At 38.4% G+C, this 25,607-nt stretch carries 23 protein-coding genes; 10 read left to right on the plus strand and 13 right to left on the minus strand.

Annotated features, from left to right (window positions below; all coding sequences use genetic code 11):
* Positions 1-182 precede the first annotated feature (182 nt).
* Both ANA7108_RS0119255 and psbM read left to right on the plus strand, forming a co-directional pair.
* Positions 183-479, plus strand: coding sequence for a 2Fe-2S iron-sulfur cluster-binding protein (locus tag ANA7108_RS0119255; protein WP_016952452.1), 297 nt, complete (start codon positions 183-185; stop codon positions 477-479).
* A gap of 143 nt (positions 480-622) precedes the next feature.
* On the plus strand, positions 623-739 hold the full coding sequence (gene psbM / locus ANA7108_RS29070; protein ID WP_084776946.1) for a photosystem II reaction center protein PsbM: 117 nt from the start codon (positions 623-625) through the stop codon (positions 737-739).
* A 503-nt stretch (positions 740-1,242) separates the two neighbouring features.
* On the opposite strand, the gene ANA7108_RS0119260 is transcribed toward psbM, so the two are convergent.
* Positions 1,243-2,094 carry a universal stress protein gene (locus ANA7108_RS0119260; protein WP_016952453.1) on the minus strand — a complete coding sequence of 284 codons (852 nt, stop codon included), beginning with the start codon at positions 2,092-2,094 and terminating at the stop codon, positions 1,243-1,245.
* Positions 2,095-2,843: 749 nt separating this feature from the next.
* On the opposite strand from ANA7108_RS0119260, the gene ANA7108_RS0119265 reads away from it, so the two are divergent.
* The gene (locus tag ANA7108_RS0119265; RefSeq protein ID WP_016952454.1) at positions 2,844-3,872 is read left to right on the plus strand and encodes a DUF2235 domain-containing protein; all 1,029 of its coding nucleotides are present in this window, start codon (positions 2,844-2,846) and stop codon (positions 3,870-3,872) included.
* 135 nt (positions 3,873-4,007) lie between these two features.
* On the opposite strand, the gene sfsA is transcribed toward ANA7108_RS0119265, so the two are convergent.
* Complete coding sequence (gene sfsA / locus ANA7108_RS0119270) at positions 4,008-4,733, minus strand: DNA/RNA nuclease SfsA (protein ID WP_016952455.1); 726 nt, start codon at positions 4,731-4,733, stop codon at positions 4,008-4,010.
* A 277-nt stretch (positions 4,734-5,010) separates the two neighbouring features.
* Between sfsA and ANA7108_RS0119275 the strand changes: the two genes are divergently transcribed.
* Both ANA7108_RS0119275 and ANA7108_RS0119280 read left to right on the plus strand, forming a co-directional pair.
* Positions 5,011-5,679, plus strand: coding sequence for a 2OG-Fe dioxygenase family protein (locus ANA7108_RS0119275; protein WP_016952456.1), 669 nt, complete (start codon positions 5,011-5,013; stop codon positions 5,677-5,679).
* Positions 5,680-6,571: 892 nt separating this feature from the next.
* Positions 6,572-7,840 carry a tetratricopeptide repeat protein gene (locus tag ANA7108_RS0119280; protein WP_016952457.1) on the plus strand — a complete coding sequence of 423 codons (1,269 nt, stop codon included), beginning with the start codon at positions 6,572-6,574 and terminating at the stop codon, positions 7,838-7,840.
* A gap of 46 nt (positions 7,841-7,886) precedes the next feature.
* On the opposite strand, the gene ANA7108_RS0119285 is transcribed toward ANA7108_RS0119280, so the two are convergent.
* Positions 7,887-9,971 carry a serine/threonine-protein kinase gene (locus tag ANA7108_RS0119285; RefSeq protein WP_016952458.1) on the minus strand — a complete coding sequence of 695 codons (2,085 nt, stop codon included), beginning with the start codon at positions 9,969-9,971 and terminating at the stop codon, positions 7,887-7,889.
* A gap of 842 nt (positions 9,972-10,813) precedes the next feature.
* Entirely contained in the window at positions 10,814-11,317 is a 504-nt protein-coding gene (locus tag ANA7108_RS0119290) for a 2TM domain-containing protein (RefSeq protein WP_016952459.1), read from the minus strand.
* A 203-nt stretch (positions 11,318-11,520) separates the two neighbouring features.
* Here ANA7108_RS0119290 and ANA7108_RS0119295 point away from each other — a divergent pair, with 203 nt between their 5' ends.
* A complete protein-coding gene (locus tag ANA7108_RS0119295; protein ID WP_016952460.1) occupies positions 11,521-12,228 on the plus strand; it encodes an ROK family protein in 708 nt (235 codons plus the stop codon).
* Positions 12,229-12,392: 164 nt separating this feature from the next.
* On the opposite strand, the gene ANA7108_RS0119300 is transcribed toward ANA7108_RS0119295, so the two are convergent.
* Positions 12,393-13,235 (minus strand): prephenate/arogenate dehydrogenase, encoded by an 843-nt coding sequence (locus tag ANA7108_RS0119300; RefSeq protein WP_016952461.1) that lies wholly within the window; start codon positions 13,233-13,235, stop codon positions 12,393-12,395.
* An 82-nt stretch (positions 13,236-13,317) separates the two neighbouring features.
* Between ANA7108_RS0119300 and ANA7108_RS0119305 the strand changes: the two genes are divergently transcribed.
* The 3 genes from ANA7108_RS0119305 to ANA7108_RS0119315 all read left to right on the plus strand — a co-directional run bounded on the left by ANA7108_RS0119305 (position 13,318) and on the right by ANA7108_RS0119315 (position 16,463).
* The gene (locus ANA7108_RS0119305; RefSeq protein WP_016952462.1) at positions 13,318-14,874 is read left to right on the plus strand and encodes a pentapeptide repeat-containing protein; all 1,557 of its coding nucleotides are present in this window, start codon (positions 13,318-13,320) and stop codon (positions 14,872-14,874) included.
* 66 nt (positions 14,875-14,940) lie between these two features.
* Entirely contained in the window at positions 14,941-15,534 is a 594-nt protein-coding gene (locus ANA7108_RS0119310) for a DUF1517 domain-containing protein (protein WP_016952463.1), read from the plus strand.
* 56 nt (positions 15,535-15,590) lie between these two features.
* Positions 15,591-16,463, plus strand: coding sequence for a hypothetical protein (locus ANA7108_RS0119315; RefSeq protein WP_016952464.1), 873 nt, complete (start codon positions 15,591-15,593; stop codon positions 16,461-16,463).
* A 221-nt stretch (positions 16,464-16,684) separates the two neighbouring features.
* Here ANA7108_RS0119315 and aroF read toward each other — a convergent pair whose 3' ends face one another.
* The 7 genes from aroF to ANA7108_RS0119355 all read right to left on the minus strand — a co-directional run bounded on the left by aroF (position 16,685) and on the right by ANA7108_RS0119355 (position 22,657).
* Positions 16,685-17,716: a 3-deoxy-7-phosphoheptulonate synthase gene (gene aroF, locus ANA7108_RS0119320; protein ID WP_026104312.1), complete on the minus strand. Its 1,032-nt coding sequence runs from the start codon at positions 17,714-17,716 to the stop codon at positions 16,685-16,687.
* A gap of 272 nt (positions 17,717-17,988) precedes the next feature.
* A complete protein-coding gene (locus tag ANA7108_RS0119325) occupies positions 17,989-18,459 on the minus strand; it encodes a PAM68 family protein (protein WP_016952466.1) in 471 nt (156 codons plus the stop codon).
* Positions 18,460-18,471: 12 nt separating this feature from the next.
* Entirely contained in the window at positions 18,472-18,741 is a 270-nt protein-coding gene (gene rpsO / locus ANA7108_RS0119330) for a 30S ribosomal protein S15 (RefSeq protein WP_016952467.1), read from the minus strand.
* Between the two features lie 270 nt (positions 18,742-19,011).
* Positions 19,012-20,064, minus strand: coding sequence for a 3-deoxy-7-phosphoheptulonate synthase (locus ANA7108_RS0119340; protein ID WP_016952469.1), 1,053 nt, complete (start codon positions 20,062-20,064; stop codon positions 19,012-19,014).
* A gap of 218 nt (positions 20,065-20,282) precedes the next feature.
* Entirely contained in the window at positions 20,283-20,660 is a 378-nt protein-coding gene (locus ANA7108_RS0119345) for a DUF1823 family protein (protein WP_016952470.1), read from the minus strand.
* A 180-nt stretch (positions 20,661-20,840) separates the two neighbouring features.
* Positions 20,841-21,284, minus strand: coding sequence for a hypothetical protein (locus ANA7108_RS0119350; RefSeq protein WP_016952471.1), 444 nt, complete (start codon positions 21,282-21,284; stop codon positions 20,841-20,843).
* A gap of 587 nt (positions 21,285-21,871) precedes the next feature.
* Positions 21,872-22,657: a dienelactone hydrolase family protein gene (locus ANA7108_RS0119355; RefSeq protein ID WP_016952472.1), complete on the minus strand. Its 786-nt coding sequence runs from the start codon at positions 22,655-22,657 to the stop codon at positions 21,872-21,874.
* 223 nt (positions 22,658-22,880) lie between these two features.
* Here ANA7108_RS0119355 and ANA7108_RS0119360 point away from each other — a divergent pair, with 223 nt between their 5' ends.
* Complete coding sequence (locus ANA7108_RS0119360) at positions 22,881-24,989, plus strand: M3 family metallopeptidase (protein ID WP_016952473.1); 2,109 nt, start codon at positions 22,881-22,883, stop codon at positions 24,987-24,989.
* A gap of 109 nt (positions 24,990-25,098) precedes the next feature.
* On the opposite strand, the gene ANA7108_RS0119365 is transcribed toward ANA7108_RS0119360, so the two are convergent.
* A complete protein-coding gene (locus ANA7108_RS0119365; RefSeq protein WP_016952474.1) occupies positions 25,099-25,566 on the minus strand; it encodes a PPC domain-containing protein in 468 nt (155 codons plus the stop codon).
* Between the last annotated feature and the right edge of the window lie 41 nt (positions 25,567-25,607).

The following is a 25,607-nucleotide window of genomic DNA, read 5'->3' on the forward strand; positions in this document are numbered from 1 at the left end:
CTATTTTTTTTCCTATTATCTTAGCGAAAATTGATATTTATTAATATTTTGCAATAAATAACTATAATTAACTAGGATAACAGGAGAACTCTTGTAAAAAGTCATTTTCCCAAGGGTCTAAAGCATCAAACTTGATTAACACAAAGCCACAAGCCACACTTACACTCAGCGAGGAATCAGTTATGGGAAACATTAAATTTGTTAAAGAAAATAAAGAAATAGTGGCGGCCGATGGTGCTAATCTCCGCATCAAAGCTATAGAAAATGGCATCGATATCTATAAGTTCTTGGCTAAGGTGACGAATTGTAACGGAAATGGTCAGTGTGCTACTTGCGTTGTTGAGGTAGTTGAAGGACTAGAAAACCTCTCACCCCGCACCGATGTAGAAAACCGCAAATTCAAGAAAAAGCCCGATAATTACCGCCTGGCTTGTCAAACCCTAGTTAATGGACCCGTCAGTGTTGTTACCAAGCCTTAAGTAAAGAGTTGGCGAGTTGAAAATTTTACCCAACGACTAATAACCAATAACTACTGACCGAAACAGAAAATTTGAGCAAACCCTGTCATCGATGATGCTATTCTAAAATTGTTAACTGGAAATCAAAGAGAGGCGATCTTGCCATGCAAGTTAATGAGTTGGGGTTCGTAGCGAGCATTTTGTTCGTTCTAGTTCCTGCCGTGTTTTTAATCATACTTTACATCCAAACTGCCAGCCGCCAAGGTGGAAAAGATAGTTAATACTTGAACTATAAAAGAAAAAACCCTTACACTTTTAGTGCTAGGGTTTTTATTTATCAACCACCGATACCAGTTTTGGATTATGTATTGGTAATTTGAAAAAGTACTATTAATTACCAATATAAACACCATCTGCTTAAAAACTTATAATTAGGGGTTGCTGATAGCGTAGCGTGGCGTTAGCCATATAAATCTGAAAACTTTACAGGTAAAGGGTTTTAGCCTGTTAGAATTTAAAAAAGTGCGAGCTTTTATGAGGTGGCAACTGAAAAACCTGGCATTTAATTCCTACTCAAAGGCAAAATCGTTCCCATTTAACTCTTGAAACTGTCACCTGTCACCTGTTAAGAGTCACCTGCCTACAAGACTTTCTCAGCAAGTCCTAATTAGGTCTGATGCGGAGATAGAGAGATGGGGTTTTTTGATAAGTAATTAAGTAGATGGGCTAAATTAAATATCATCCCTCTCTCCAAACCTCCCACCTGCAAGAGAAAAAACTCTAACTATGCAACCGTCCGCGCTAACAATACAGGACAAGTCGCATTGACTCGAACATAGTCAGACAAAGAAGCACCAATAAGTCTGTCTAGATCCACAAAACTCTTAGCAATAGATGGACGACGATCTGGAGAACCCAGCAATAATAAATCTACATTCAGTTCTTCAGCTAAACGACAAATTTCTTCCCCAGTTTTGCCACTACTAGTGACACAACGAACCGCAACATTTTGTCTTTCAGCCTCAGCAACTGCAAGTCCCAAAACTGAATTTTTTTCTGGTTTGATATCAGTAATTCCTGATAATTTGCCGCCTAAATCTGTGTTGACATTAGCCAAAACTAACTGACCACCTGTGACACCACGCAACAAAAATAGAGCTAAATTCAAGCAATTTGTAGCTGCTTCAGAATTATCTATAGCCACCATCACACGCTTGATTCTTTTGACATAAATGTCATCTTTAACCAGCAACATGGGACGAGAAGACAATTGAAAAACATACTGGCTAACTGAGTTCGATAAAATCGATTGTAATCGCTTTAGTCCTCGTGAACCCATGATAATCAAGTCAGCATCAACTTCTTCAGCTACTTGACAAACTACATCCTTGGGATCACCTTGTCGCAAAATCGAAGAAACCTGACTAGGATCTAAGTTCAAAGACTGAATTGCATTAGCGAGGATTTTACCACCTTCTTCCCATTTAGCTGTCATAGCAGCAGAAGTACTTTGCCCAGAAACAACGTGCAGAACTGTAACTTTTGCAGATTGGATTGATGGCATTTCTCTCAATGTCTTGAGCATTTCTTCCGCGTGTCCCAGTCCAGAGACAGCCAGCAAAATTTTTTCTATCATCTTCCGTAATTGTTCTTAAGGTTTCTTGGGGTTTCGCTGCTAGTACTGAGCATCAGAACGGATGCTCCCTGCACAACAACCTAGTCAGTAAACAAGCACAATTAAACTTCAGCTATTTAGTCATTAGTTACGAGTCATTAGTTAGTACGATTAAAACTAACCAATGAGTCAAAAACTAATGAATATTTAAGTTTATTTGCACTGATTTACTTAAATATTGCAACTAGGTTTTTATTTAGATTAAGCATACTCTCAATTTAGCCTAATAAACTTTACAAAATCTGATTTTATTTACTATTTTTAATCTATGTTCATCTTTTGTAATTAGAAATTCGTTAAGTAATGCTAAGAAAAGTTAAAGATAGAGTATATCAGTTATCCAATCAATACAAGATTTTTCAAGTCAGGTAAACAGAAAAATTTAAAGGTATGTGAAGAAAAGTAAATAGGGCTGAAACCCTCTTTCCCCCTGCTAGAAAGCCCCCTGCTCCCTGCCTTACCCCAACGACAATTTTTAACGCCCACCTACTTAACCACATCCCCAATCACAGTATAAGTACGGGCTTCCTCACCACCAAATAACCCTTCTACTACTTTGCCACAACTGTAAAAAAATAACAGTTGCGAGATTGCTTAGATTTGGGAATCATCTCAGTATTCTATGCAACTCTACATGAAATTGGTATAAAGGAGTGATATACAAAAAATTCCAGCTTGATCAAAATTTGGAATTTTCTATAGAAGAGTGAATGCAAATGAAACGGATTATTGTCTGCTTTGATGGAACATGGCAAACACTAGAAACTTCATATCCAAGTAATGTGGTAAAAATGGCTCAAGCTATTAAACCAGTTTCTGATGATCACATTTACCAAACATTATTTTACGACCAAGGTCTGGGAACTGGAAACTTAGTTGATAAAATAGGAGGTGGTGCTTTTGGTTGGGGAATTGACCAAGCGATTCAAAAAGCCTACTGTTTTTTGTGCCTTAATTATGAAAATGGAGATGAAATTTATCTATTTGGTTTCAGTCGTGGTGCTTATACTGCACGCTGCTTGGCCGGATTAATTTATTGTTCAGGATTATTAAAAAGACAATATATTCGCAAGATTCCCGAAGCTTATAAGCTTTATCGAAATAGAGACGAAGATACTCATCCTAGTGCTAAAACAGCAGTTGATTTTCGTCAAAAATATGGTGAAAATGTACCTATTGAAGTCCTAGGATGTTGGGATACTGTGGGTTCTTTAGGTGTTCCAGACCTGATTCCTTATATCCCAATAGATAACTGGCTTAATAGGAAATATGAGTTTTTTGATACTAAGCTCAATCACCGGATTAAGAAAGCATTCCATGCGGTTGCAATTGATGAGAACCGCAAAGCATTTGATGTAACTCCTATGACTCCTCATAGTCCAAACCAAGTAACACAAATATGGTTTCCTGGTGTACATGGTTGTGTGGGAGGAGGAACAGAATCAACGAGAGGTTTATCAGATCAGGCACTCGATTGGATGATGGATCAAGTATCTGCAATTGGACTAGAATTAGATAAAAGCTGTGTTGAAGATAAAATTCAACCCAATTATCAAACTCTTTTTCACCAGGATTCAAAAATATTAGATATTCCTTTACCAAAGGTACTGCGTAAAGTTGACGGTCAGTTTTCAGATTTGCATGACAGTGTCAAGAAACGTTGGCAAGATGCTTCACTTAATTATCGACCTGGAAATCTGAGTAAATTTCAAGATCAACTAAATACCTGGAAATCATAATAATTTTGATAATCTTGATTTTAGAGATGGGGAGAGCAATTTATTTCAAGTTTACTCAACCTATCTCTCGGTAATTGATCAAAAACTGATTGAGTTCAGAACTCAGCAATATTTTGGGAAGATTAAATTTTCAGATTAAATTTTCAGTTTTGCTAAACCCAAATAACGAATACCCTCTGGAGAAACATCAAAGCGACAGGGTAGGACTTCTAAACCCAGATTTATGGCTTCCCGTAACAACTTACCATATACAGGGTCGGTGCTATCTCCAGGGGCAAACTCTGGACAATCACCCCGATTGATAAAATACAGCATCACCCCTCGACTTTGGGGTAAAAGTGCCATTAATTCCCGTAAATGTTTTTGTCCTCTTGTGGTTTCTGTGTCGGGAAATAGCGCTAAATTACCTTGTGTCCAAGTCGTATTTTTGACTTCTAAATAAATTGAGATTTGTTCATCATTGCCTGTTAATAAAAAATCTACTCGACTTTTTTTATCTTGTCCATAAACTACCTCACTTTTGACTTGGTTATAGTCACCTAATTCTGGGAAAAGATGTTTTTCTAAAGCTAATTTCACTACCCGATTTGGTAAAGCTGTATTCACACCTACCCAAGTGGGTTCTGTATCTTGTACTTGAATTAACTCTAAGGTATAAGCTAATTTGCGGTTAGGATTATCACTTTTAGAAAGCTGTACTGCACTACCAATAGTTGAGACTCCAGTCATTGGGCCTGTATTGGGACAGTGCGCTGTTACTACTTCCCCTGAAGCTATTTGAACATCGGCAAAAAAGCGCTTGTAGCGTTTGAGTAAAATGCCAGAATATAGAGTTGGATAGCGATAAAGCCAATCAGTCATTGTCATAGTTCAGAGGGAACAGGGAACTCTTAACAGGGAACAGGGAATGGGGAACAGTGAAACCCACCCTTAAAAGAGTGAGATTGAAAACTTGGACGTTTTTAAGACACTTTCTATTCCCTGTTACTTTTTTTGTAAATCGTCTTATTAATACCATAAATTGGTAACTTTTGTAGTCAAATTTACGATTATTAAATAATAGTTGTATATAATGGAGATTACATACTTCCTATGTAAGAAAACTGGGAGGGTTAAAAAATGCAAGGAGAAATATCCTATGCAAGAAGTCTCGTGCGCGACGGAATTAGAATATGCTTTTCTGTTTAGTCTCAGAAAAGTAAATTCAATTAATACTGAAGATTTACAGCCATTTTTTCATAATTTACCAATTGATCCTTACATTAAAGGAGAATATCGATCCAGAAGGTTATCGCGGGTGGTAGTTTCAGGAGATAACTTGATTAAACTTCCTCATGGACATCTATTCCAAAGCCGAGATTATAATCCCTTATTAGGTGATATCAAAAGAGAGTTTGAAGAATTAGATGATGGGTTGGTAGAACTGGATATTTTTAAGCAAGTTATTTCAGCATTTTGTGATTCTTGTCAACTTCACCCAGAAGCCGAAATTGGTGTTCATCAAATTAGAACTTCTTGTTCACCTGGTCATTTGGGAAATCCTGCACCGGAAGGTATTCATCAAGATGGTACGGATTTTATTGGGATATTTGCTGTGGGTAGAGACAATATTCAAGGTGGAGAAACACATTTGTATAAGGCTAAAAAAGAGAAACCAGTTTTTAATAAAATTCTCCAACCAGGAGAACTACTTTTAGTTAATGATCATGATTTTTTTCACTTTACAACTCCTATTAAACCTCAAAATCCAGCTATAGGAACTAGAGATGTTTTTGTGCTGACTTCTCCTAGTTTAATTTCAGATTGAGTATTTTTTAGAGAGGATGTCTGGAAAAAGTTAATCACCCGTCTCCAAACCTCTTCTCCCTAGGGGGAGAGGCTTTGATATGATGTTCGTTTAATTACTTCTCAAAAAAACTGTCCGCGCGGTTCCTTTCAACTACTCTGGTAAACTTTACGAATTTAGGACTTACGCAAGTGTCACACTAAAAATCTGTTGTAGGGTGCGTCAGACTACATAAATCCTGCAAATAAACAGATTGTTGATATCTGACGCACCCTACCAATGTGCCAGTTGCGTCAGACTACATAAATCCTGCAAATAAACAGATTGTTGATATCTGACGCACCCTACCAATGTGCCAGTTGCGTCAGACTGCATAAATCCTGCAAATAAACAGATTGTTGATATCTGACGCACCCTACCAATGTGCCAGTTGCGTCAGACTACATAAATCCTGCAAATAAACAGATTGTTGATATCTGACGCACCCTACCAATGTGCCAGTTGCGTAAGTCCTGGAATTTTTAAACATCCTTTTCAAATCCAAAATTGATTGACGTTATTAGATATAGGATGGTTATATAGGAATCATATTTGATTCTTGAAAAACACTCTGTACACTTCCCCTGTTCCCTGTTCCCTCTCTACACAGATAATTTCAAAAATCAAATACCAGTCCTATAGTATAGGACTTACGCACTGTACGAATCTGCCATGATGTGAATGAACGAAATTGCGTCGTTTTCGCCTTTGGGAATAACTTATTGAGTAAGGTGCGTCAGATAGAGAGAATCTGTTTTTTGTGAAAATATCGTGTCTGACGCACCCTACAAGAAATATAATTCATATTACATATCTGAGGAATCTTGTCAATGCGTAAGTCCTATAGTAGTCTTAATTAATAAGATCAAAGATTATGAATGAGGAATTTTACAATCGGGGATTAGAAAAAGCTCAAAAACAAGATTATGCTGGTGCTATTGCAGAATTTAACCAAGCTATCCAAACTGATCCGTATTTTAGCGCAGCTTACGTAAAAAGGGGTTTAGCGTATTATAACTCAGGTGCAATTCTCCAAGCTGTTTCTGATTATACTGAAGCTATTAAACTGGATGCTAAAAGTGTTCAAGCTTATTATGGTCGTGCTTTAGCAAGGTTAGGGCTGAAAAATTTACCTGGTTGTTTAGAAGATGTAGAAAAAGCGATTCAGCTGAATCTTAATTTTGCTGCTGGTTACAATTTGCGGGGGATGGTGCGACGCAAACAGGGATATATTGAAGATGCGATCGCTAATTTTAAAAAAGCCGCAGAATTATATTTACAACAAAAGGATAAAGAAAATTGTCGTCTCTGTTTAGAGAAGATTAAACAAATACAACCTAAAGAACAAATTACAGTAAATCCACCCAGTAGTTTTCAACCGATTCCTGTCATATCTACTCAAGATTATTTTACGCAATTATTAGATAAGGCGGAAAAAGGAGACACAGGAGAAGCAATTGCTGATTTAAATTGGATTTTAAAAGCTGATTCCCAAGATGCACAAGCTTATTGCTGTCGTGGGGTGGTGCGTTGTAAAATGGGAAATTATCAAGAAGCGATCGCAGATTTTAATCAAGCCCTACAACTAAATTTTCAAGATGCTATTGTTTATCGCAACCGGGGAAAAGCTCGTTCGCAGTTAGGAGATCATCAAGGGGCGTTATTAGATTTTAACCAAGCAATCAAGATAGAACCAGAAAATGGTTTAGTCTATGTTGCTAGAGGTAATGTTTATCGATCTATGTGTAACTATCTGGCTGCTATTCAAGACTACGCCCAAGCCTTAGAAATTAATCCCCAAGATGCACAAGCTTACTACAATCGCGGACTTGCGTACACCTTTTTAGAAGAAATGTCAAATGCGATCGCAGATTATCAAAAAGCAGCGAGTATATTTTGTGAACAAGAAGACTGGGAAAATTATCAACAAGTATTAAATAGCCTACAGAAAATCCAGTCATCTATCCCAGGAACAAACAAAGCCACCCATAATCTACTACGTCAAAAACTGTTACGTCTAGTGGGGGGATATTGGGAAATCGCTCAAAGACTGATTCAGCAAAAGAAATTTGTGTATCCAGGGATGTCGGAAGAGTGGTATTTACAAAAAGTGATTGATGATTGGGAGCGCGATCGCAGTTAAACTCCTAAAATATCTCTGAATTCTTTAAAAAGTGAAGAATATTAGCCTATTGAGACAACCGCCAAATTTTAATTTTATTATCTTCCCCACCACTAACCAAAGTCTTACCATCACCACTAAAAGCCAGAGATGTAACTGTACTAGTTTCTCCCTGTAAGGTGCTTATTTCCTTATCTGTGGACACATCCCATAATTTAATAGAGCGATCGCGGTTAGCACTAGCTAAAATCTTACCATCTGGACTAAAAGCAATAGTAGTCACATTATTATCTTGTCCAATCAAAGTGGGAATTTCTGTTCCAGTTTCGAGATTCCACAATTTAATTTTGCGATACCTGCGAAGAGCATCACTATCGCGGCTAACACTTGCGAGAATTTTACCATCTGGGCTAAAAGCTAACGATGTCACTGTTTGGGAATTTGGTGTAAGCGTCTGAATTGGCTTTTCTTGAGCGATATTCCATAATTTAATAGTCCTGTCAAAACTACCACTAGCTAAAGTGACACCATTAGGACTTATCGCCACAGTTCGCACCCAGTAAGAATGACCTTTAAGGGTACGAATCAGCTTTCCTACTGCTAAATTCCAAACTTTAATTGTTTTGTCATCACTAGCACTGACTAAAGTTTTTCCATCAGCACTAATAGCCAAAGCATGAACTGCATCAGTATGACTTATTAAGGTATGAATTAGCTTTTTAGTGCTTAAATCCCAAACTTTAATTGTGTAATCATCACTCGCACTGATGAGATTTTTGCCATCTGGGCTAATAGCTACCACATTTATCTTTTGTTTATGTCCTTTCAGTCTGGCAATTTCCTCGCCTGTGCTAATATTCCATAAATTAATTATGGTATTTTTTTTAGCGCAGCCCTTTTTACAATCACCACTACTAGCAATAATTTTACCATCTGGACTAATTGCAACAGACGAAATAAAATCTTTATTTCCAACGAGAGTTTTCACCAAAGACATTTTCTCCGACAACTTCTCTTGAGATTGATGGACAATAGCATCACTCTTAACCTTACTAATTGGTGGTGGACTGAAACTAGAGGAAAGACCAGTTTTTAATTTGCGAAAATGTCTATAACCAGATTCTCCTAAGCCCAAAGATAAAATCACCCCAGCTACCAAAAGAATATTTCTGAGTAAAAGATATTTTTTTGGATAAGAGGATGTTTTATTTTTTGGTAATTGGACAAATGAATTACTAGCAGGTGGTAATAGATGTGTATATTGTTTACTTAAGTCTTTAATAACTTCATTAGCTGATTGGTAGCGATGTTTAACATCTATTTGTAAAAGCTTATCAATAACTTGTGCTAGTTCATTACTCACAGGAGTTCGCAAATAATTATGCCAAGTTTTCACCCAACTGTATCCATGTTCCATCCACAATTGAAAAGGAGAAATTCCCGTTAATAAATGAAAGCAAGTAGCCCCTAAACTAAATAAATCGCTAGAAGGGTAAGCTTTTCCATCTCTAATTTGTTCAATGGAAGAATAACCATGTGAACCAATTGATGTACCATGTTTTTTCTGACCTTTAGCTGTTAATTGTTTGGAAGATCCAAAATCAATTAAAACTAATCTTCCGTCACTTTTACGTCTGATAATATTTTCCGGCTTGATATCGCGGTGAATAACTCCCCGCTCATGAATAAACTGGATAATAGGTAACAAATCTAGCAAAATAGATTGAATATCCCAATCTCTATAGGTTTTTCTTAATTGCAACTCTTTTAATAAATTGTTTCCATCAATAAACTGCTGTACTAAATACAAACAATTATCTTGCTCAAAGTAAGCTAATAGAGTGGGAATTTGTGGATGTTCTCCTAGTTCACGAAGTCGCTTTGCTTCTTCACTAAACAACTCCATTGCTTTCTTTTGTGACCAAGTTCCTTGGAATTTTGGTGCTAATTGTTTAATGACACAGTAGTCATTTAATTTATCTGTATCTTCTGATAGGTAGGTTCTACCAAATCCCCCTTCATCTGAAAGCACCCGCATCACTCGGAAGCGATTTCTTAAAAGTTGTACTAGGGGCGTTTGACAAGTTTGACAAAGCTGATTTCCCTCTGGATTTTGGGGATTTGAACAATCTGGATTTAAGCAGCAAATCATGATCTGAGATGCGTGAATGCATGATAAATAATTCGTACTCTTACTCTGTTTTCCTGAATATTGGAAAATTATTAGTACTGCGGTCAATTAAAAATTTAAAACTTAAATTTAAAACTTAAAATTAAAACTCCTTGTCATGTAGGCTTTTAGTTGATTTTGTATCTCCTGCAACTTATCATCTGCTGTAATTATTTATTTTCTGATTATACAATATTCAAAAATCAAAAACTGGTCAAATTGCCACTACAATTTGATGTATATTTTGCTATCAAATTAGCCATTATTTATTCAGTAAATATATTTTTCATCTAATCACAAATATTCATTGTTTATTTGTAAAATCAGCTACTCAAATTATGTGTTATACTAGATTAATATGAAGCTGCATAAAATAATTTAACGCGGATGCACGCAGATAAACGCGGATAAAGACAGATAAATCAATAGATTTTAGAATTATGTGCAACCTCACATAAAATTAGTAACAGTACTAATAGTCTGTCAAGAACTAATTGACGGGTAAATAAATTTTGTTTCTTCCTTCTTCCTTCGCGTTCTTTGCGGTTCGTTCCTTTATCCATCAAAATTTATTTGACAGACTACTAGTATCGCAGGGCGTCAATAAACCAACTATTCTAAATCTCCGACAATCCTATGCTGTCTTCGTTTTGACTTCCGAGAAAGCGGTAATACCAATTTGGTTTAAGTACCCAAGCAAAATTAATTGTACATATTGATTGAAAACAAAAAGAATGTCTGTATTCCTTACCTGTTACCTGTTCCCTGTTAAGAGTTCCCTGTTCCCTCTCCTAACTATAAAATTTATTTTGCACGACTACTTATTAAGCTTGCCATGTTTTAAACCACTTATTCAAGACAGTATTGATAGTCTGTTTGATTTGATGCTTACGATTCCACTTTTGGAAAGCAGTTTCGTATTCTTCACCTTTGGTTTGAAAGGTATTCCAGATATCAAGCACTAGGGCTAAACTGCAAAATAGTAAAATATAAAGTGACCAAGAAAGAGTATTGCCACCAATCAAATCCATCAGCAGCAAAAAGATATTGACAATAGTATAATTACTGAGGCGCTTTTTAAATTTACTCCAACGGTAAACCTCAAAAGCTTTGCGCTGCTGCACTTCATTCTGTTGTCCTAACCAGTCTTGTTCTGCACTTTTTACGATTTCAGGTGAGATTTGTAACTCAGCAGCAATTTCTATAATTTGCTGATAGGAAAATTCTTGATTATGATCGTGGGTTTGACGAGCGATCGCTAATTGCAGAATTTGCTGCACCTCTTCTTGGCTATAAGAACGTAGGCTGTTAGATTCAAAGGCGGTCATAATACTTTCTCTGATAGGAATTTTAATAATAGAGAGCCAGGATTAGCAATTTTTGCACTACTCCTACACTAGCAAATCTAGATGAGGGTGGCGATAGAGATTTCTAACGGCAAGAAAAGCTAAAGACTCTCAAAAAATCTGCTGCTGGCTGGAATTTAGCAGCGCATAATAACCAAAGAAGTTGCACTAGGAGATAAAAACTCATGCTAGAAGATAACGGATCAATTCGCACTCTATCGGTGGATATTGGCGGTAGTGGTGTTAAGGTGATGGTTTTGGATATTACAGGTAAACCCTTAACCGAAAGGGGACGGTTAGAAACCCCTCAACCCGCGACACCAGAAGTAGTAATTAATGCCATTGTTATGTTAGCTTCATCTCAAGGTGAGTATCATCGAGTTTCTGTCGGTTTCCCTGGTGTGGTGCGTTGTGGAGTCACGGAAACAGCCGCAAACCTAGATAAAAATTGGATTGGGTTTGATTTAGCAACAGCACTGTCTGGGCGATTAAACAAGCCCGTTCAGGTAATTAATGATGCAGATATGCAAGGACTAGGTGCAATTGCAGGTAAAGGTGTGGAATTGGTGATTACCTTGGGGACTGGTTTTGGTTCCGCTTTATTTGTGGATGGTAGGTTAGTACCAAATATGGAGATGGGACATCATCTCTTTCGTCAAGGGAAGACTTATGAAGAACAGCTAGGACGTGCAGCCTTAGAAAAAATTGGGGATAAAAAATGGAATCGGCGCTTACAAAAAGCGATCGCATCTTTGCAAAGTTTGTTTAATTATGATTGCCTTTATATCGGCGGTGGTGAAGCTGTGCGAGTAAATATGAATTTGCCCTTAAATGTCAAACTCATTCCCAATATCACTGGTTTATTAGGTGGTATTGCTTTATGGGAAGAATAGAGGTGAAAACCTCTATATAATTTGTAATTAACAACGGTTTTAATATCAAGTCCGGATCATCACTCATTATCAAAGTCTTTCCGCTTACTCGTGTTAGACCTAATCATAAGTCATTTCCAGCAATTAGTATAAATCACAACCGGACTTGATATGATTACACATGATCAATCTTTAATAAACTTAGGTCGCTGCTGTTGATTTAACTGCAACTTTTGCTCCAACATTTCCCACTTTTCTTGTGAAATCAGGTCAATAAATTCGTCGATATTTTGACGGTATTGATGTAATGAGTGTAGCAATGCCTGACGATTATATTGTGCCATCATTACCCCTAATTCTGGATTTCCACCACCAACACGGCTGGTATCTCGAAAACCTGAACTAGCGAGATTTTCAGCAAGGTGGGCAATTTCTAGGTCTATTTCACTTAAACAAGCAGCTATCAAAGAAGCACTAACCATAACAGGTAAATGAGAAATCCAACTGACAGCGCGATCATGTTTTTCTGGCTGACAATGGTAGATAATAGAACCAAGCGATCGCACAATTTCCTCCAGCACTGCAATAGCATCTGTGGGCGTTGTTGTCACTGGTGTTAGTACATAAGGACGATTAACAAACAAATTTCGCTGTGCAGCTTCTATGCCTACATCTGTATTTCCCGCCATTGGATGACCACCAATAAAATTTTCCCAAATTGGGGTAATTGCCTCGACTATTGGTGTTTTGACTGAACCCACGTCAGTCACGATAGTAGTCCTAGGTAAATGAGCAATTAATTGTTCAACTTGAGGCACAATAAGTCCTATGGGGGTGCAAATAAATACAACATCGGCTGATGCCAATAGGCTCATGTCAACTGAGGCTTCATTAACACTACCCAATTCAACAGCCTTTTTACAGGTTGATTCACGACGGCTAACCCCTAAAACATGATGTCCTTGCGACTGTAAATCAAAACCTAAGGAACCGCCTATGAGTCCGAGTCCTAAAATACCAATTTTCATTTTTACCATTGACAACTAAACTTTTACATATTCTCTGCATAACTTTACCAACTATGAAAGTTGGCATCCGAGAGGTAGGTTCATGACTATAGAAGAATTACTAGAAAAATATGCAACGGGAGTCTTAGATTTTAGTGGTGCTGAACTGGCTGAAGTGAACTTGAGCGGCACTAAACTTAATGGTGTTAATCTGAGTCAAGCTAATTTGAGTGTAGCTAACCTCAGTGGCATAAATCTCTCCGAAGCTAATTTGAGTTACGCCAAACTTAATGTAGCCAGACTAAGCGGATCAAATCTAGCTGGAGCTATTCTTAACAACTCCAGTCTCAACGTCGCTAATTTGATTAGAGCCGATTTTAGTCGCACTCAATTGCGTCATGCTTCTCTAGTTCGAGCTGAGTTAATTCGCACAAATTTCACTCGCGCTGATATGAGTGAAGCGAACCTCAACAGTGCCGATTTACGAGAAGCTACATTGCATCAAGCAAATCTCCGTCACGCTAACTTGAGCGAAGCCAATTTAAGAGGCTCTTGTTTACGGGAAGCCAACTTAGAAATGGCTAATCTAAACGGTACAGATTTGACTTCTTCCGATCTCAGTGGGGCAAATTTACGTGATAGCGAGTTGAGACAGTCCCAACTTTGCATGGCTAACCTCAGTGGAGCAGACTTAAGTGGCGCAAATCTTCGTTGGGCTGATTTGAGAGGAGCAAATCTAATTTGGGCAGATTTAAGTGGCGCAAAACTCAGCGGAGCTAACTTAACTGGGGCTGATTTAAGCAATGCTAATTTAACTAATACAAGTTTAGTACACGCTAATTTAACTCAGACAAAATTAATCAAAGTAGAATGGATTGGTGCTGACTTAACTGGTGCTACCTTAACGGGAACAAAACTTTACGCCACTCCTCGTTTTGGCTTAAAAATTGAAGGCATCAAATGCGACTGGGTTGATCTTTCTCCTACAGGAGATCGCACCATCATCCAAAATTTTAATGACGAAGAATCACGGGAATTTTTTAATGCTACTCCGCCGACAATTCGCATTATTGTTGACTTACCTTTAGAACACGAAGCCAACTTTGTTCTCGCTGGTACTTATTACCAAATAGCTCAAGAATATGCGGGATTAATCCAAATACCCAGCGTAGAAAACGGCAGCCGTAGAACTATTTTTACCTTTCGAGTCGATAGCGATGAGGCTTTATTACCAACAGCTTTTATGGCTATTCTTCCCTTTAAAGATGCCGCTGCCACCCAGAAAAATATTTACACGATGGTAGAGATGATTAATAAAGAAACTATCTCTAACCAAAGTTTTAAATCAGCTGGACTTGTCAAGAAAATTATATTTTTAGTAGAGGAAGCTTTTAATAAGTCAAAAACCATTAAACAGACGAAAAAAAATCTAGAAGTAGCAGCAAAATTAAAGTTTTTTAGAGCGCCAACCCAAACAATATTAACAAATTCTAATGCTCAATCTTTAACTATTTATGATCATCCCAACTTTGGCAAACGATTGATGAATCGTCCTATCGGTGGTAGTTCAGTTGATGATCTAGCCATTAAATCAGAATATATTACACCTTCGCTACAGATGACCTTAGATTTTGTGCAAGGATTTTATTTACTTGGATAATAATTTAGGTAGGTCATTTGCTATTTGGTTGGGATAAATAATAAATACATTTGAGGAGTCAAAGAAATGCGCGATCGCTTAAATCGAATGATGGGTAAAACTCGCTATGTCGTCTGTCGTCTATTCCTGCATTTAAACGGGGGTGAAGTAGCACCAATTTTGGGAACCCTAAATCGTGCCGCACGGGAAGCAATTGATGCTGATGGCGATTTGGAAGTTTTGGGAGAAGAATTAGTCAAAATCTGCCAAAGCTTACTCCAATATGATGAATACTGGACTTCAGCCGCTAATGAAGGCGATGTATTTTGGAGTGAAGGTGAAGCAGGAGATTATGTCAACGAATTATTTACCGACTCCGCGCAGAGATATCTGAGTGAGCCAGATTTTAGTTCAGCCTCTAGTTTTGATGAACCTTTATCTATTCCTGTCACCCGCAACGTAGTTATCATGCTGACAGTGGCTTATGAAGGCGAAGTCCCAGAATTAGAAGCAGACCTTTCTAATATTCAGGCGCTGAAGGAAGGCTTGAAAGCTTTCATCAATCTGCACTACAAGCATAAACTCCGAGCCATCCAAGTACATTTTTCACCAGCCCAGTTAGGTGACGAACTGACTAATGATCAGTTATTGCAGTATTTTCCGGAATTGATTCCTTTGTAATTTGTTAGTTAGTCTATAATTACCAACCGCATTGATCACTTTAGGAAAATCGCACCATGATCATCACCATAGCCCGTAAATTTACAGTCATTTTTCTAGCCTTGAGTTTATGCTTGACAACTGTTGCTTGTGGAGGAGGAAACCAAAATACATCTGCCACTAAAAATGTGAGCCAAACTGCTACCCCCACGAAAATAAGTGATGGACAGTATCCAGTTCAGCAAGCCACCTACAACGATGGAAATGGTGAATACACCCTGTTTTTACTCAATAGTCAGCCGCCAACATTTGCCACCGAAAAATTACAAATGGCACGATTGACAGATGAAGAAATCAAAGCGGGTAAAAAGACTTACTTGAAGGTAGAAAATGGACAGCCAGCCTTATACCTGACCGAAGATTTTAAAATTGAGTACGTCCATAACGTCACTGAAACACAAACTAATCCCCAAACAGGACAAAAGGAAACAGTTGTTGTTCGTCAAGAATCTAACTTCTGGACACCCTTTGCCGGGGCTGTGGCTGGTAACATAGCAGGTCAAGCTATTGGTAGTCTATTATTTAGACCTCAGTACTATGTACCCCCTGTTTATCAGTCAGGTGGGATTATGAATGGCTATGGTGGATATGGTTCTACCTATGATCAAGCTGTTTCTAGCTACCGTACTCGCTACAATGAACCACCCGCAGCAGTGAAAAATCGCACTGCTTTCCGCACTACAGGGACAATTAGGTCATCTGGAAACTCAACTCGCACGACACCACGCACAAATACAAGTGGTCGAGCAACTGGTTCTGGTTTTGGTGGCAGTACACTTCGTCCTTCTGGTAACTCTAGCTCTACTCGACGCAATTCTGGTAGTAGTTTTGGTAGTGGTGGACGTTCTTCGAGTCGCCGTTCTTCTGGATTTGGTAGCAGAAGAAGGTAATTCGTAATTCGTAATTCGTAATTCGTAATTCGTAATTCGTAATTCGTAATTCGTAATTCGTAATTCGTAATTCGTAATTCGTAATTCGGATGATGGTTACAAATTACGAATTAGTTTTCTTTCAACTCTTTCACCTGTCACCTGTCACCTGTTACCTGTCACCTGTTACCTGTCACCTGTCACCTGTCACCTGTCACCTGTCACCTGTCACCTGTTACCTGTCAGCGTCCCATGACTTTAGCTATAACTGCTAATTCTGGCATCAACTTATCAAATCGGTCTGGGGTTAAAGATTGGGGTCCATCAGATAAAGCTTTGGCAGGATTGGGATGTACTTCTATCATCAGGGAATCTGTACCAGCTGCGATCGCCGCCATTGCCATCGAAGGTACAAACTCAGACCAACCGACACCATGACTAGGATCAATCATAATCGGTAAATGGGTCAGTTTTCGCAACACCGGCACAACCGATAAATCTAGGGTATTTCGCGTATATTGACGGTCAAAAGTTCTAATTCCCCGTTCACACAAAATCACATTAGGATTACCCGCAGCCAAAATATACTCAGCCGCCATTAACCAATCTTCAATTGTGGCCGCCATACCTCGTTTTAAAAGAACTGGTTTTGGTTGCGCCCCAACTTTTTTGAGCATGGAGAAATTTTGCATATTTCTCGCCCCCACTTGAATCACATCCGCAACTTCCCCTATTTTCTCCAAGTCTTCTGTATCCATTACTTCGGTAATAATGCCGAGTCCACTCACTTCTCTCGCTTTCGCTAACAATTCCAAAGCACTTTCACCATGACCTTGAAAAGCGTAAGGTGAAGTCCGGGGTTTGTATGCACCACCACGTAAAAACTTAGCACCAGCAGCTTTTACACGCAGTGCCGTCTCGACAATCATTTCCTCATTTTCCACAGAACAAGGACCTGCGACCACTACCAATGGATGAATTTCGCTAAACACAACATCCCCATCAGGAGTATTAACTACTACCTCAGAAGCTTGACCATGACGGAATTGGCGGCTTACCCGTTTGTAGGGTACTTCCACCCGTAGGACTTGCTCAATCCATTGACTGGTTTCCTGAATTCGTAAAGGGTCTAAGTTAGCTGTCTCACCCACTAAACCAATTACTACTTTATGCTGTCCGATAATTTTTTCTGGTGTTAATCCCCAGCTACTTAGTTCCTCGCTCAGACGGTCTATTTCTGCTTGTGGGGAACCTACTTTCATAACAATAATCATCTGAAGATTCCTATTTATGTGAGTAACTTTTATTGTTTATTATCTAAAAAATATCAGGGTGTCACCCTACCTAGGATTGAATAATTATTAATTAACAGATAGAATATCAAAAAAAATGTAGCGCTCAGTACTTTTTTTGAATATTGGGTATAAACAAGAAAATCATAATTTTTTTGAATATTGATGTTGAAGTGATAAAGTTTCAACTTCAACATTCAAGCTTAAAAACCTACCCAATATTGCAGTTATTTAAATACCTGAGCGCTAATGATTCAGACGTTCTTTTTTCGAGTTTCGCGCCAAACTTCGGTCATCCGTCCCCAATTAGTCCCAAACTCACCTACACCTAGTAAACTTCCAGGTCTTTCTTCATCCCAAGAGGCTGAAAGGACACCATAGGTAATTCCCAGCACCCCTAAACCGAATAATCCCATATTCACCAATAACACAGCAATGGGAGGAAGTTGGATATCAGCAAATGTGATGAGTAGATAACTGGCAACTAAAGTGATAATACCTAATAATGTAGGTATACCACAAAACGCAGCAACTCGGCGAATCATCCGCTGGCTGACGACTTCAGGAATCGTCATTTCTTCTTTAGTAAAGGTTTGGGGTTTTTGCGGCTGTTTACTAGATTCCTGTAACTTAACTGTGGGTTGACTGTTAGTTTTAGCAGGCTTTTGGCGCTTTTTGTTTGGCTCAAAAGGTAAACGACTACGTTCTGATTCTTCACCAGGCATAAGCAGTAGTTCCTAACCGCGAATACCGAGACGACCAATCAATGCTTGATACTTGTCGCGGCTATCCTTCTGGATATAAGATAGCAGGCGCTTACGCTGACCAATCATCTTCAATAAACCCCGACGGGAAGAATGGTCTTTTTTGTTAGCTTGTAGGTGTTGACTGAGGCGGTTAATGCGGTCAGTTAACATAGCGATTTGGACATCGGCTGAACCAGTATCGGTTTCATGAACTTGGAAGCCGGAAATTAGTTCTTGTTTGCGCTGTTGCGTCAGAGCCATGATTAATTCAATTTCTATTTTTTCTAATGTCTTCAGCAGTCTCTCATGATATCACAACCTTTAAGCTGTGCGGTAAATTAGCATTATCACCTTTTCTCAGGTCTATCATATTGACAACTAAACTCAGTAATCGGTGAAAACAGGCTCTGGGGTTGAAGGTGCAGAAAAGCATATATACGAGGAAGGTATTTTTTACCATGCAGCCACAGAACACCGCCCAGCTAACCAAAGCAATCCACCTGCGTCTCTGCGTAAGCTAAATTCATACTCTTAATCAGCAACGCCAAGTTTTGCATGAGCAGCCAAAATAATTTTTTCTGTTTCCTCCCAGTTAATACATTTGTCAGTTACGGAAACACCATATTGTAATTCTTCGCGTTTGCCAGTAATTGGTTGATTACCTTCATATAAATTGGACTCCAACATCATCCCGACTATGGAGGTATTCCCAGCCACTATTTGCTGAATCACATTTTCTAAGACCATAGGTTGTAATCTGTAATCTTTATTTGTATTGCCATGACTACAATCAATCACTATTCTGGCTGGTAAATTTGCCGCAGTTAATTCTTCTTCTACCAGCCTGATATTTTCTACATCAAAATTAGGCTGACTTCCGCCACGTAAAATTACATGACCATGAGCATTTCCTCTAGTTTGAAATACGCTTACTTGTCCTTTCTGATTAATTCCTAAAAAATTATGTGGGGCTTTAGCCGATTTTAAGGCATTTAAAGCTACATGAATATTGCCATCAGTTCCATTTTTAAACCCTACAGGCATAGACAGTCCACTAGCCATTTCTCTATGAGTTTGTGATTCAGTTGTGCGTGCGCCAATTGCTGACCAAGCAACCAGTTCACTAATATATTGAGGGATAATAGGATCAAGTGCTTCTGTCGCAGTTGGTAATCCTAAATCTGCAAGTTTTAATAACAGATTACGGGCAATTAATATACCGTTTTCAACATGAAAAGAATCATCCATATCTGGATCGTTAATCAATCCTTTCCAGCCCACAGTCGTACGGGGTTTTTCAAAATATACCCGCATAATCAATAGCAGTTTATCTTTGACTTTATCTGCTAGAACTTTCAATCTTTCGGCATATTCAATTGCCGCTTTAGGGTCATGAATTGAACAAGGTCCAACCACAATAAATTTTCGGCTATCTTGGAAATCAAGAATATGTTCTATTTCCTGTCTAAACTGCAAAATTTTTTGTTCAACAGACTTAGTTAAAGGCAATTTTGCCTTAACTTCATTGGGAGTTAATAGGACGTGGGAGTTTTTAATGTTAGTATTAATTAGTTTGTTGATCATGATGCAAATCTCTTGATTTATTTAATGTTATTTAATGCCTAAGGAATTAATATACACATTTTCAAGAAAAAATACAAGCTTAATGCATACAGCCATCTGAAATGATATGTACAAAAACACGTAGCTTTAGTATCTACTTTGAAAAGTCAAATTTTAGGGTAGCCCTGATGATTATCTCTAAAATTCTCACGAATTATTGATAATTGCTAACATAGCAATTACTCAATTTTTCCAGTCGTAATCAGCAGATGACTTAATAGCCAATTTGCTGCTGTTGCTCTACGAGTTTGTCGTGGTCCGAATTCACCTATTTTATAACCTTTGAAACCTAGTTTTTCTTTGAGTAACTGTTTGTTTTCTTGGGGAATAGAACGAGTCAATTTCATAGTTGCAGGGCGAGATTCAAGAAAATCTGTTGGTTCTGAGTAATCATCTCGCCATGCTGGTGCTACTTGACTTGTATTCCATGTTGCAGTAATGGAGTCGTAACGATAGCCTAAGTGATGCCATACTAATTTGTTGACGGTAGCATCATCAATGGTATCGTTGATAATTGCCCAAATTGTTGCTGTGTTAAGTTCTGGTAAGTTAGACATAAGCCAAATACAATTGATTCATTCTCATTTGCAAAATAATTACTGATGAATGGTAGTGAAAAACAATTTTTCACTACCTGGGTAGATTCTTAAAGACAGGGATGATTTTATCCTGTTATCAATAGGCTGAAAGATTTATCTGCTACAACTTATAGATGTTTTCACAATAAATCCTCTCACCTATAAAGTAATTGTTAAATCTTTGAATAAAGTAAAAAGTTCTACGCAAAGAGAGGTTACTTTTTCAGGAGCTATTTGATCATCTGTAACCCACCCGCTATAAACCCAATCTCCACAATAGTTGTAATAGGCATCTACTTGAGATATTTTGTCCCAAATGGAATGAAACTCTATATGATCCAGCTTATAAGGAGCAGTAAAGCTAAAACTACCATCTTCAGAGGATTGTTGCCAAAAGCATACATTTAGCATTACGTCAATTAATCCCTCAGCTTGAGGTATTAAAATTTTAAACCCTTCAAACATTTTACTACACCATATTTCTGCCTCGGTAGTATTATCAGGGAAATATTTTTTGACAATTTCTGACATTTTTACCAAATATTGGCGAACTTCAAAGTTTTTAAGTAAGACTTTTTCGCAATCCGATAAATTTTTCTGCATTATTCTTTGTCCTTGTATGCGTTTTCACTAAGCGTTTTTCTGTTATGTTTAGTTTGTAAGATTGATTAAAATATTGTGGTTTTTATACTTCCACAATAATTATTATATAGGTAAACTGGAAATCGTGAATACTAAACTAGTATATGCAACGCCTTTCTTACCACTACCGAAAATAATCTGCACCCATATCTTTACTGCTGGCTGATTTTAATAGATGGATTATACCGTTTCACTCTCAGGTTGATATAACTAGACAGACATGAAAAAGTGGGGATAGGAAGATTCATTTGCGGCTTTAATATACAGAGTATTGCGGATAAATGGACTCCAAAATCATAGTAAAAAAAGCTACTTACTAAAAGAGTTTTAGAGAACTCCTAAAAATAAATTATCCAATTTCACCGGATCAAAAAAACTTTGTCTCCTACTGCTAATAGGATATTCTTTGATTTAGAAGTTTCTTACTGCTGACCGCTGCTCTCAGTGTATTGACATTACTTTTAACAAGTTGCCATAAATAAACAAACCCAGCCGCCTGTAAAAACCGGGTCTGTAGAGTATTTAAATATTTAGAGTTTCAAAGATTTTTAGCGAAAGATTTCTCCAAAAAACTGTCGCATAGCCTTCCAAGACCGTTGTTCTGCAATTGGATTATAAAGTGCGCCTTTAGGATCATTTTTGGCTTCTGGATTGGTGAAAGCATGAACTGCACCACCATAAGAGATCAATTGCCAGTCCACATTGGCCTGACGCATTTCGTTTTCAAAGCCCTGGAGTTGCTCTTTTGGGACAAAAGGATCATCCGCACCATGTAAAACTAATACCTTAGACTTAATGTTTTTGGCATCAGCGGGATTAGGGGTATCGAGGTTGCCATGAAAACTGACTACACCCTGGATATTTGCACCACTACGGGCTAATTCTAATACTGTTCCACCACCGAAGCAGTAACCAATAGCAGCGATGCGTTTAGGGTCAGTTAACTGATAGTTTTGTAAAACTTGTAACCCAGCGGTGACTCTTTGACGCAATAATTTTCTATCCTGGCGATAAATTGTGGCTTGAGTTCCCGACTCCTGTTGATTTTTCGGTCTTACTCCCTTGCCATAGATATCAGCAGCAAAAGCAACATATCCCAACTTAGCTAATTGCTCAGTCCGTTTTTTGGTAAAAGTCTGTAAGCCAGTCCAGTCGTGAACTACTAAAACCCCAGGACGCTTACCCTTGATAGCATCGTCATAAGCTAAATAACCTTCTAGAATGGTATTACCTTGCTTATACTCAATATTCTGTGTTCTAATTGCTGCTAATACATCACCAGCACTCAACAACATAACCACAGGTGTAAAAAAAACAGAAAGCAAAATTTTCATGACCCTGTCAGTACTAAAATACTTATTATCCCCACAAAACTGATAAAAACTGCAACAATGTCTTACTCTGACTGCAAAAATTATGCTTCTGCTTGGTGGTAGATTTTTATAAATTCATAAGACTGCCATTCCAGCAAGGCCAAATTGTGTAGTGACGGTACATTATTAGTTATATAAATAAAAATCATTGTTCCGTCTATTTATCGGCTACTAACATAAAACCATGAGTGCAACTGCTACTATTTCTCAAAATTCCCTAATTCAAGGCTGTGGTTTACCTCCGTTTGCAGAGATTACACCGGAGCAAGTAGAACCAGCCTTCAGGTATCTGTTAGCAGACCTGGAGCAGCAACTGATCATCTTAGAAGCTAATGTACAACCTACCTGGAGCGGTTTAGTAGAACCTCTAGAAAAGTTGACAGAAAGGCTGCACTGGAGTTGGGGGATACTGAACCATTTGATGGGTGTTAAAAATAGTCCAGAACTACGTATAGCCTATGAAAAGGTTCAGCCGCAAGTAGTACAGTTTATTAACACTCTTGGTCAAAGCAAACCTCTTTACAAAGCTTTTAAAGCTTTACACGCTAGTGATAACTGGGAAAATTTAGAATCAGCCCAGCAGCGTATTGTCGAAGCAGCTATTCGGGATGCAAAATTGTCTGGTGTTGGTTTAGAAGGAGCAGCGCGAGAACGTTTCAATTGTATTCAGATGCAGTTAGCAGATTTAGCGACAAAGTTTTCTAACCATCTTCTCGATGCTACTACAGCTTTTAGCTTAGTTCTCACAACCAAAGCCGAAATAGAAGGTTTACCTAGCAGCTTACTGAGTCTCGCTGCCCAAGCGGCTCGTGCTAAAGGAGAAGAAAACGCGACTCCAGAGACTGGACCTTGGCACATTACTTTAGATTTTCCTAGTTATTTCCCTTTCATGCAACACAGCACCCGTCGGGATTTGCGTGAACAGGTTTACAAAGCTTACATTACTCGTGCTTCTTTTGGAGAGTTGAATAATAACCCTTTAATTGAACGTATTTTAGAGTTACGGCAAGAACTGGCAGAGTTAATTGGTTTTGCAAATTTTGCCGAACTTAGTTTGGCTAGTAAGATGGCTAAGAATGTCCCAGCCGTAGAAAAGCTGTTAGAAGAATTACGCCAAGCTAGTTATGATGCGGCTGTCAAAGACTTAGAAGAACTCAAAGCCTTTGCCAAAGCCAAGGGAGCGGCAGAAGCTGGAAACTTACAACATTGGGATATTAGCTTTTGGGCAGAACGTCAAAGAGAAGCAAAATTTGCGTTTACTGAGGAAGAATTACGACCTTATTTCCCTCTTCCTCAAGTCTTGGATGGGTTATTTGCACTAGTGAAGCGATTGTTTGGTGTGACTGTTACTCCCGCTGATGGTCAAGCCCCTGTTTGGCATGAGGATGTACGTTATTTCCAAATTACTGATAAAAGTGGTTCTTCCATTGCTTACTTCTATCTAGACCCCTATAGCCGTCCCGCCGAAAAGCGTGGAGGTGCTTGGATGGATGCTTGTATTCATCGCCGCAGAATTAAAGAAAATGGTGTAACTAGTATCCGCTTACCTGTAGCTTACTTGATTTGTAACCAAACTCCCCCAATCGATGACAAGCCCAGTTTAATGACTTTTGATGAAGTAGAAACATTGTTCCACGAGTTTGGACATGGCTTACATCATATGCTGACTAAGGTTGACTATACGGGAGCCGCAGGCATTAATAATGTAGAGTGGGATGCAGTGGAATTACCTAGTCAATTCATGGAAAATTGGTGTTATGACCGCCCCACATTATTTGGTATGGCTAAACATTACCAAACAGGTGAACCATTACCAGAGCATTATTACCAAAAGCTGTTAGCAGCCCGTAATTACATGAGTGGTTCGGCTATGTTACGGCAAATTCACCTTAGCAGCGTTGACTTGGAATTACACTACCACTATCGCCCTGATGGGAAGGAAACTCCGGTAGATGTACGTCAACGTATTGCTAAAACAACTACTATTTTACAACCACTGCCTGAAGATGCCTTTTTATGTGCATTTGGACATATTTTTGAAGGTGGTTATGCGGCTGGTTACTACAGCTATAAGTGGGCAGAAGTTCTTAGTGCTGATGCTTTTGCTGCTTTTGAGGAGGCTGGGCTAGAAGATGAAGAAGCAATTCACGTTACTGGTAGGCGCTACCGAGATACGGTGTTAGCACTGGGCGGTAGTAAGCACCCAATGGAGGTTTTTCAATTCTTCCGGGGTCGGGAACCCAGTACTACTGCTTTGCTCAAGCATAATGGTTTATTGAGCCAATCCATTTAAAGTTTGTATGGTAGTCAGCTGTTTAAAATCCTGATCTATCTGTCAAGCCCTAAGGGCATAGCTGCGCGGTAAGCGCAGCTTGGCGCAAGCTAGTCAATTCAACTGGAGTTTATTTTACTGGTTGCAGTTTTGTCACCTTGAGTTTAAATTGCCCTATTCCAGTTTCTCCAAATGACCGGACACGAATGATATAATTTCCCGTTTCTACAATCCGGGTAAACAAAAGAGAATTGCTAGTACCATCAGGTCCGTCATCATTTTCTGCAACTGTTGAGCCATCAGGCGCTAATAGTGTAATCATACTGTCAAAGTTCTCCGATGACAGATCAATTGCTAGATTGTCGCCTTTGTTTAAATTGACCGTGTAATCACGGGCAAATCCTCCTTGACCTGTAGGAATATCTTGATCTGATAGAGTATCGGAAATTTCAGTACTACTAGGTAAAGGAATAGGGCTATATAAATTATTTTTTTGCTTTTTTTGAGCAAAAGCTGTATTTATACTGATAGTCATTGTTAGTAATATTGCAGGAATGATAATGATTTTTCTTAAAGCATCTGTAAAATCTTTATTCATAAATTGAAAGAGTATTGCTAAAAACGCAGGGTAATCTTGCT

The organism is Anabaena sp. PCC 7108 (assembly GCF_000332135.1).
GTDB lineage: Bacteria > Cyanobacteriota > Cyanobacteriia > Cyanobacteriales > Nostocaceae > Anabaena.

Bases quoted from the DNA above. Each gene is read 5' to 3' on its own strand.
- ANA7108_RS0119255 (WP_016952452.1), top strand. From the start codon at position 183: ATGGGAAACATTAAATTTGTTAAAGAAAATAAAGAAATAGTGGCGGCC.
- psbM (WP_084776946.1), top strand. From the start codon at position 623: ATGCAAGTTAATGAGTTGGGGTTCGTAGCGAGCATTTTGTTCGTTCTA.
- ANA7108_RS0119260 (WP_016952453.1), bottom strand. From the start codon at position 2,094: ATGATAGAAAAAATTTTGCTGGCTGTCTCTGGACTGGGACACGCGGAA.
- ANA7108_RS0119265 (WP_016952454.1), top strand. From the start codon at position 2,844: ATGCAAATGAAACGGATTATTGTCTGCTTTGATGGAACATGGCAAACA.
- sfsA (WP_016952455.1), bottom strand. From the start codon at position 4,733: ATGACTGATTGGCTTTATCGCTATCCAACTCTATATTCTGGCATTTTA.
- ANA7108_RS0119275 (WP_016952456.1), top strand. From the start codon at position 5,011: ATGCAAGAAGTCTCGTGCGCGACGGAATTAGAATATGCTTTTCTGTTT.
- ANA7108_RS0119280 (WP_016952457.1), top strand. From the start codon at position 6,572: ATGAATGAGGAATTTTACAATCGGGGATTAGAAAAAGCTCAAAAACAA.
- ANA7108_RS0119285 (WP_016952458.1), bottom strand. From the start codon at position 9,971: ATGATTTGCTGCTTAAATCCAGATTGTTCAAATCCCCAAAATCCAGAG.
- ANA7108_RS0119290 (WP_016952459.1), bottom strand. From the start codon at position 11,317: ATGACCGCCTTTGAATCTAACAGCCTACGTTCTTATAGCCAAGAAGAG.
- ANA7108_RS0119295 (WP_016952460.1), top strand. From the start codon at position 11,521: ATGCTAGAAGATAACGGATCAATTCGCACTCTATCGGTGGATATTGGC.
- ANA7108_RS0119300 (WP_016952461.1), bottom strand. From the start codon at position 13,235: ATGAAAATTGGTATTTTAGGACTCGGACTCATAGGCGGTTCCTTAGGT.
- ANA7108_RS0119305 (WP_016952462.1), top strand. From the start codon at position 13,318: ATGACTATAGAAGAATTACTAGAAAAATATGCAACGGGAGTCTTAGAT.
- ANA7108_RS0119310 (WP_016952463.1), top strand. From the start codon at position 14,941: ATGCGCGATCGCTTAAATCGAATGATGGGTAAAACTCGCTATGTCGTC.
- ANA7108_RS0119315 (WP_016952464.1), top strand. From the start codon at position 15,591: ATGATCATCACCATAGCCCGTAAATTTACAGTCATTTTTCTAGCCTTG.
- aroF (WP_026104312.1), bottom strand. From the start codon at position 17,716: ATGATTATTGTTATGAAAGTAGGTTCCCCACAAGCAGAAATAGACCGT.
- ANA7108_RS0119325 (WP_016952466.1), bottom strand. From the start codon at position 18,459: ATGCCTGGTGAAGAATCAGAACGTAGTCGTTTACCTTTTGAGCCAAAC.
- rpsO (WP_016952467.1), bottom strand. From the start codon at position 18,741: ATGGCTCTGACGCAACAGCGCAAACAAGAACTAATTTCCGGCTTCCAA.
- ANA7108_RS0119340 (WP_016952469.1), bottom strand. From the start codon at position 20,064: ATGATCAACAAACTAATTAATACTAACATTAAAAACTCCCACGTCCTA.
- ANA7108_RS0119345 (WP_016952470.1), bottom strand. From the start codon at position 20,660: ATGTCTAACTTACCAGAACTTAACACAGCAACAATTTGGGCAATTATC.
- ANA7108_RS0119350 (WP_016952471.1), bottom strand. From the start codon at position 21,284: ATGCAGAAAAATTTATCGGATTGCGAAAAAGTCTTACTTAAAAACTTT.
- ANA7108_RS0119355 (WP_016952472.1), bottom strand. From the start codon at position 22,657: ATGAAAATTTTGCTTTCTGTTTTTTTTACACCTGTGGTTATGTTGTTG.
- ANA7108_RS0119360 (WP_016952473.1), top strand. From the start codon at position 22,881: ATGAGTGCAACTGCTACTATTTCTCAAAATTCCCTAATTCAAGGCTGT.
- ANA7108_RS0119365 (WP_016952474.1), bottom strand. From the start codon at position 25,566: ATGAATAAAGATTTTACAGATGCTTTAAGAAAAATCATTATCATTCCT.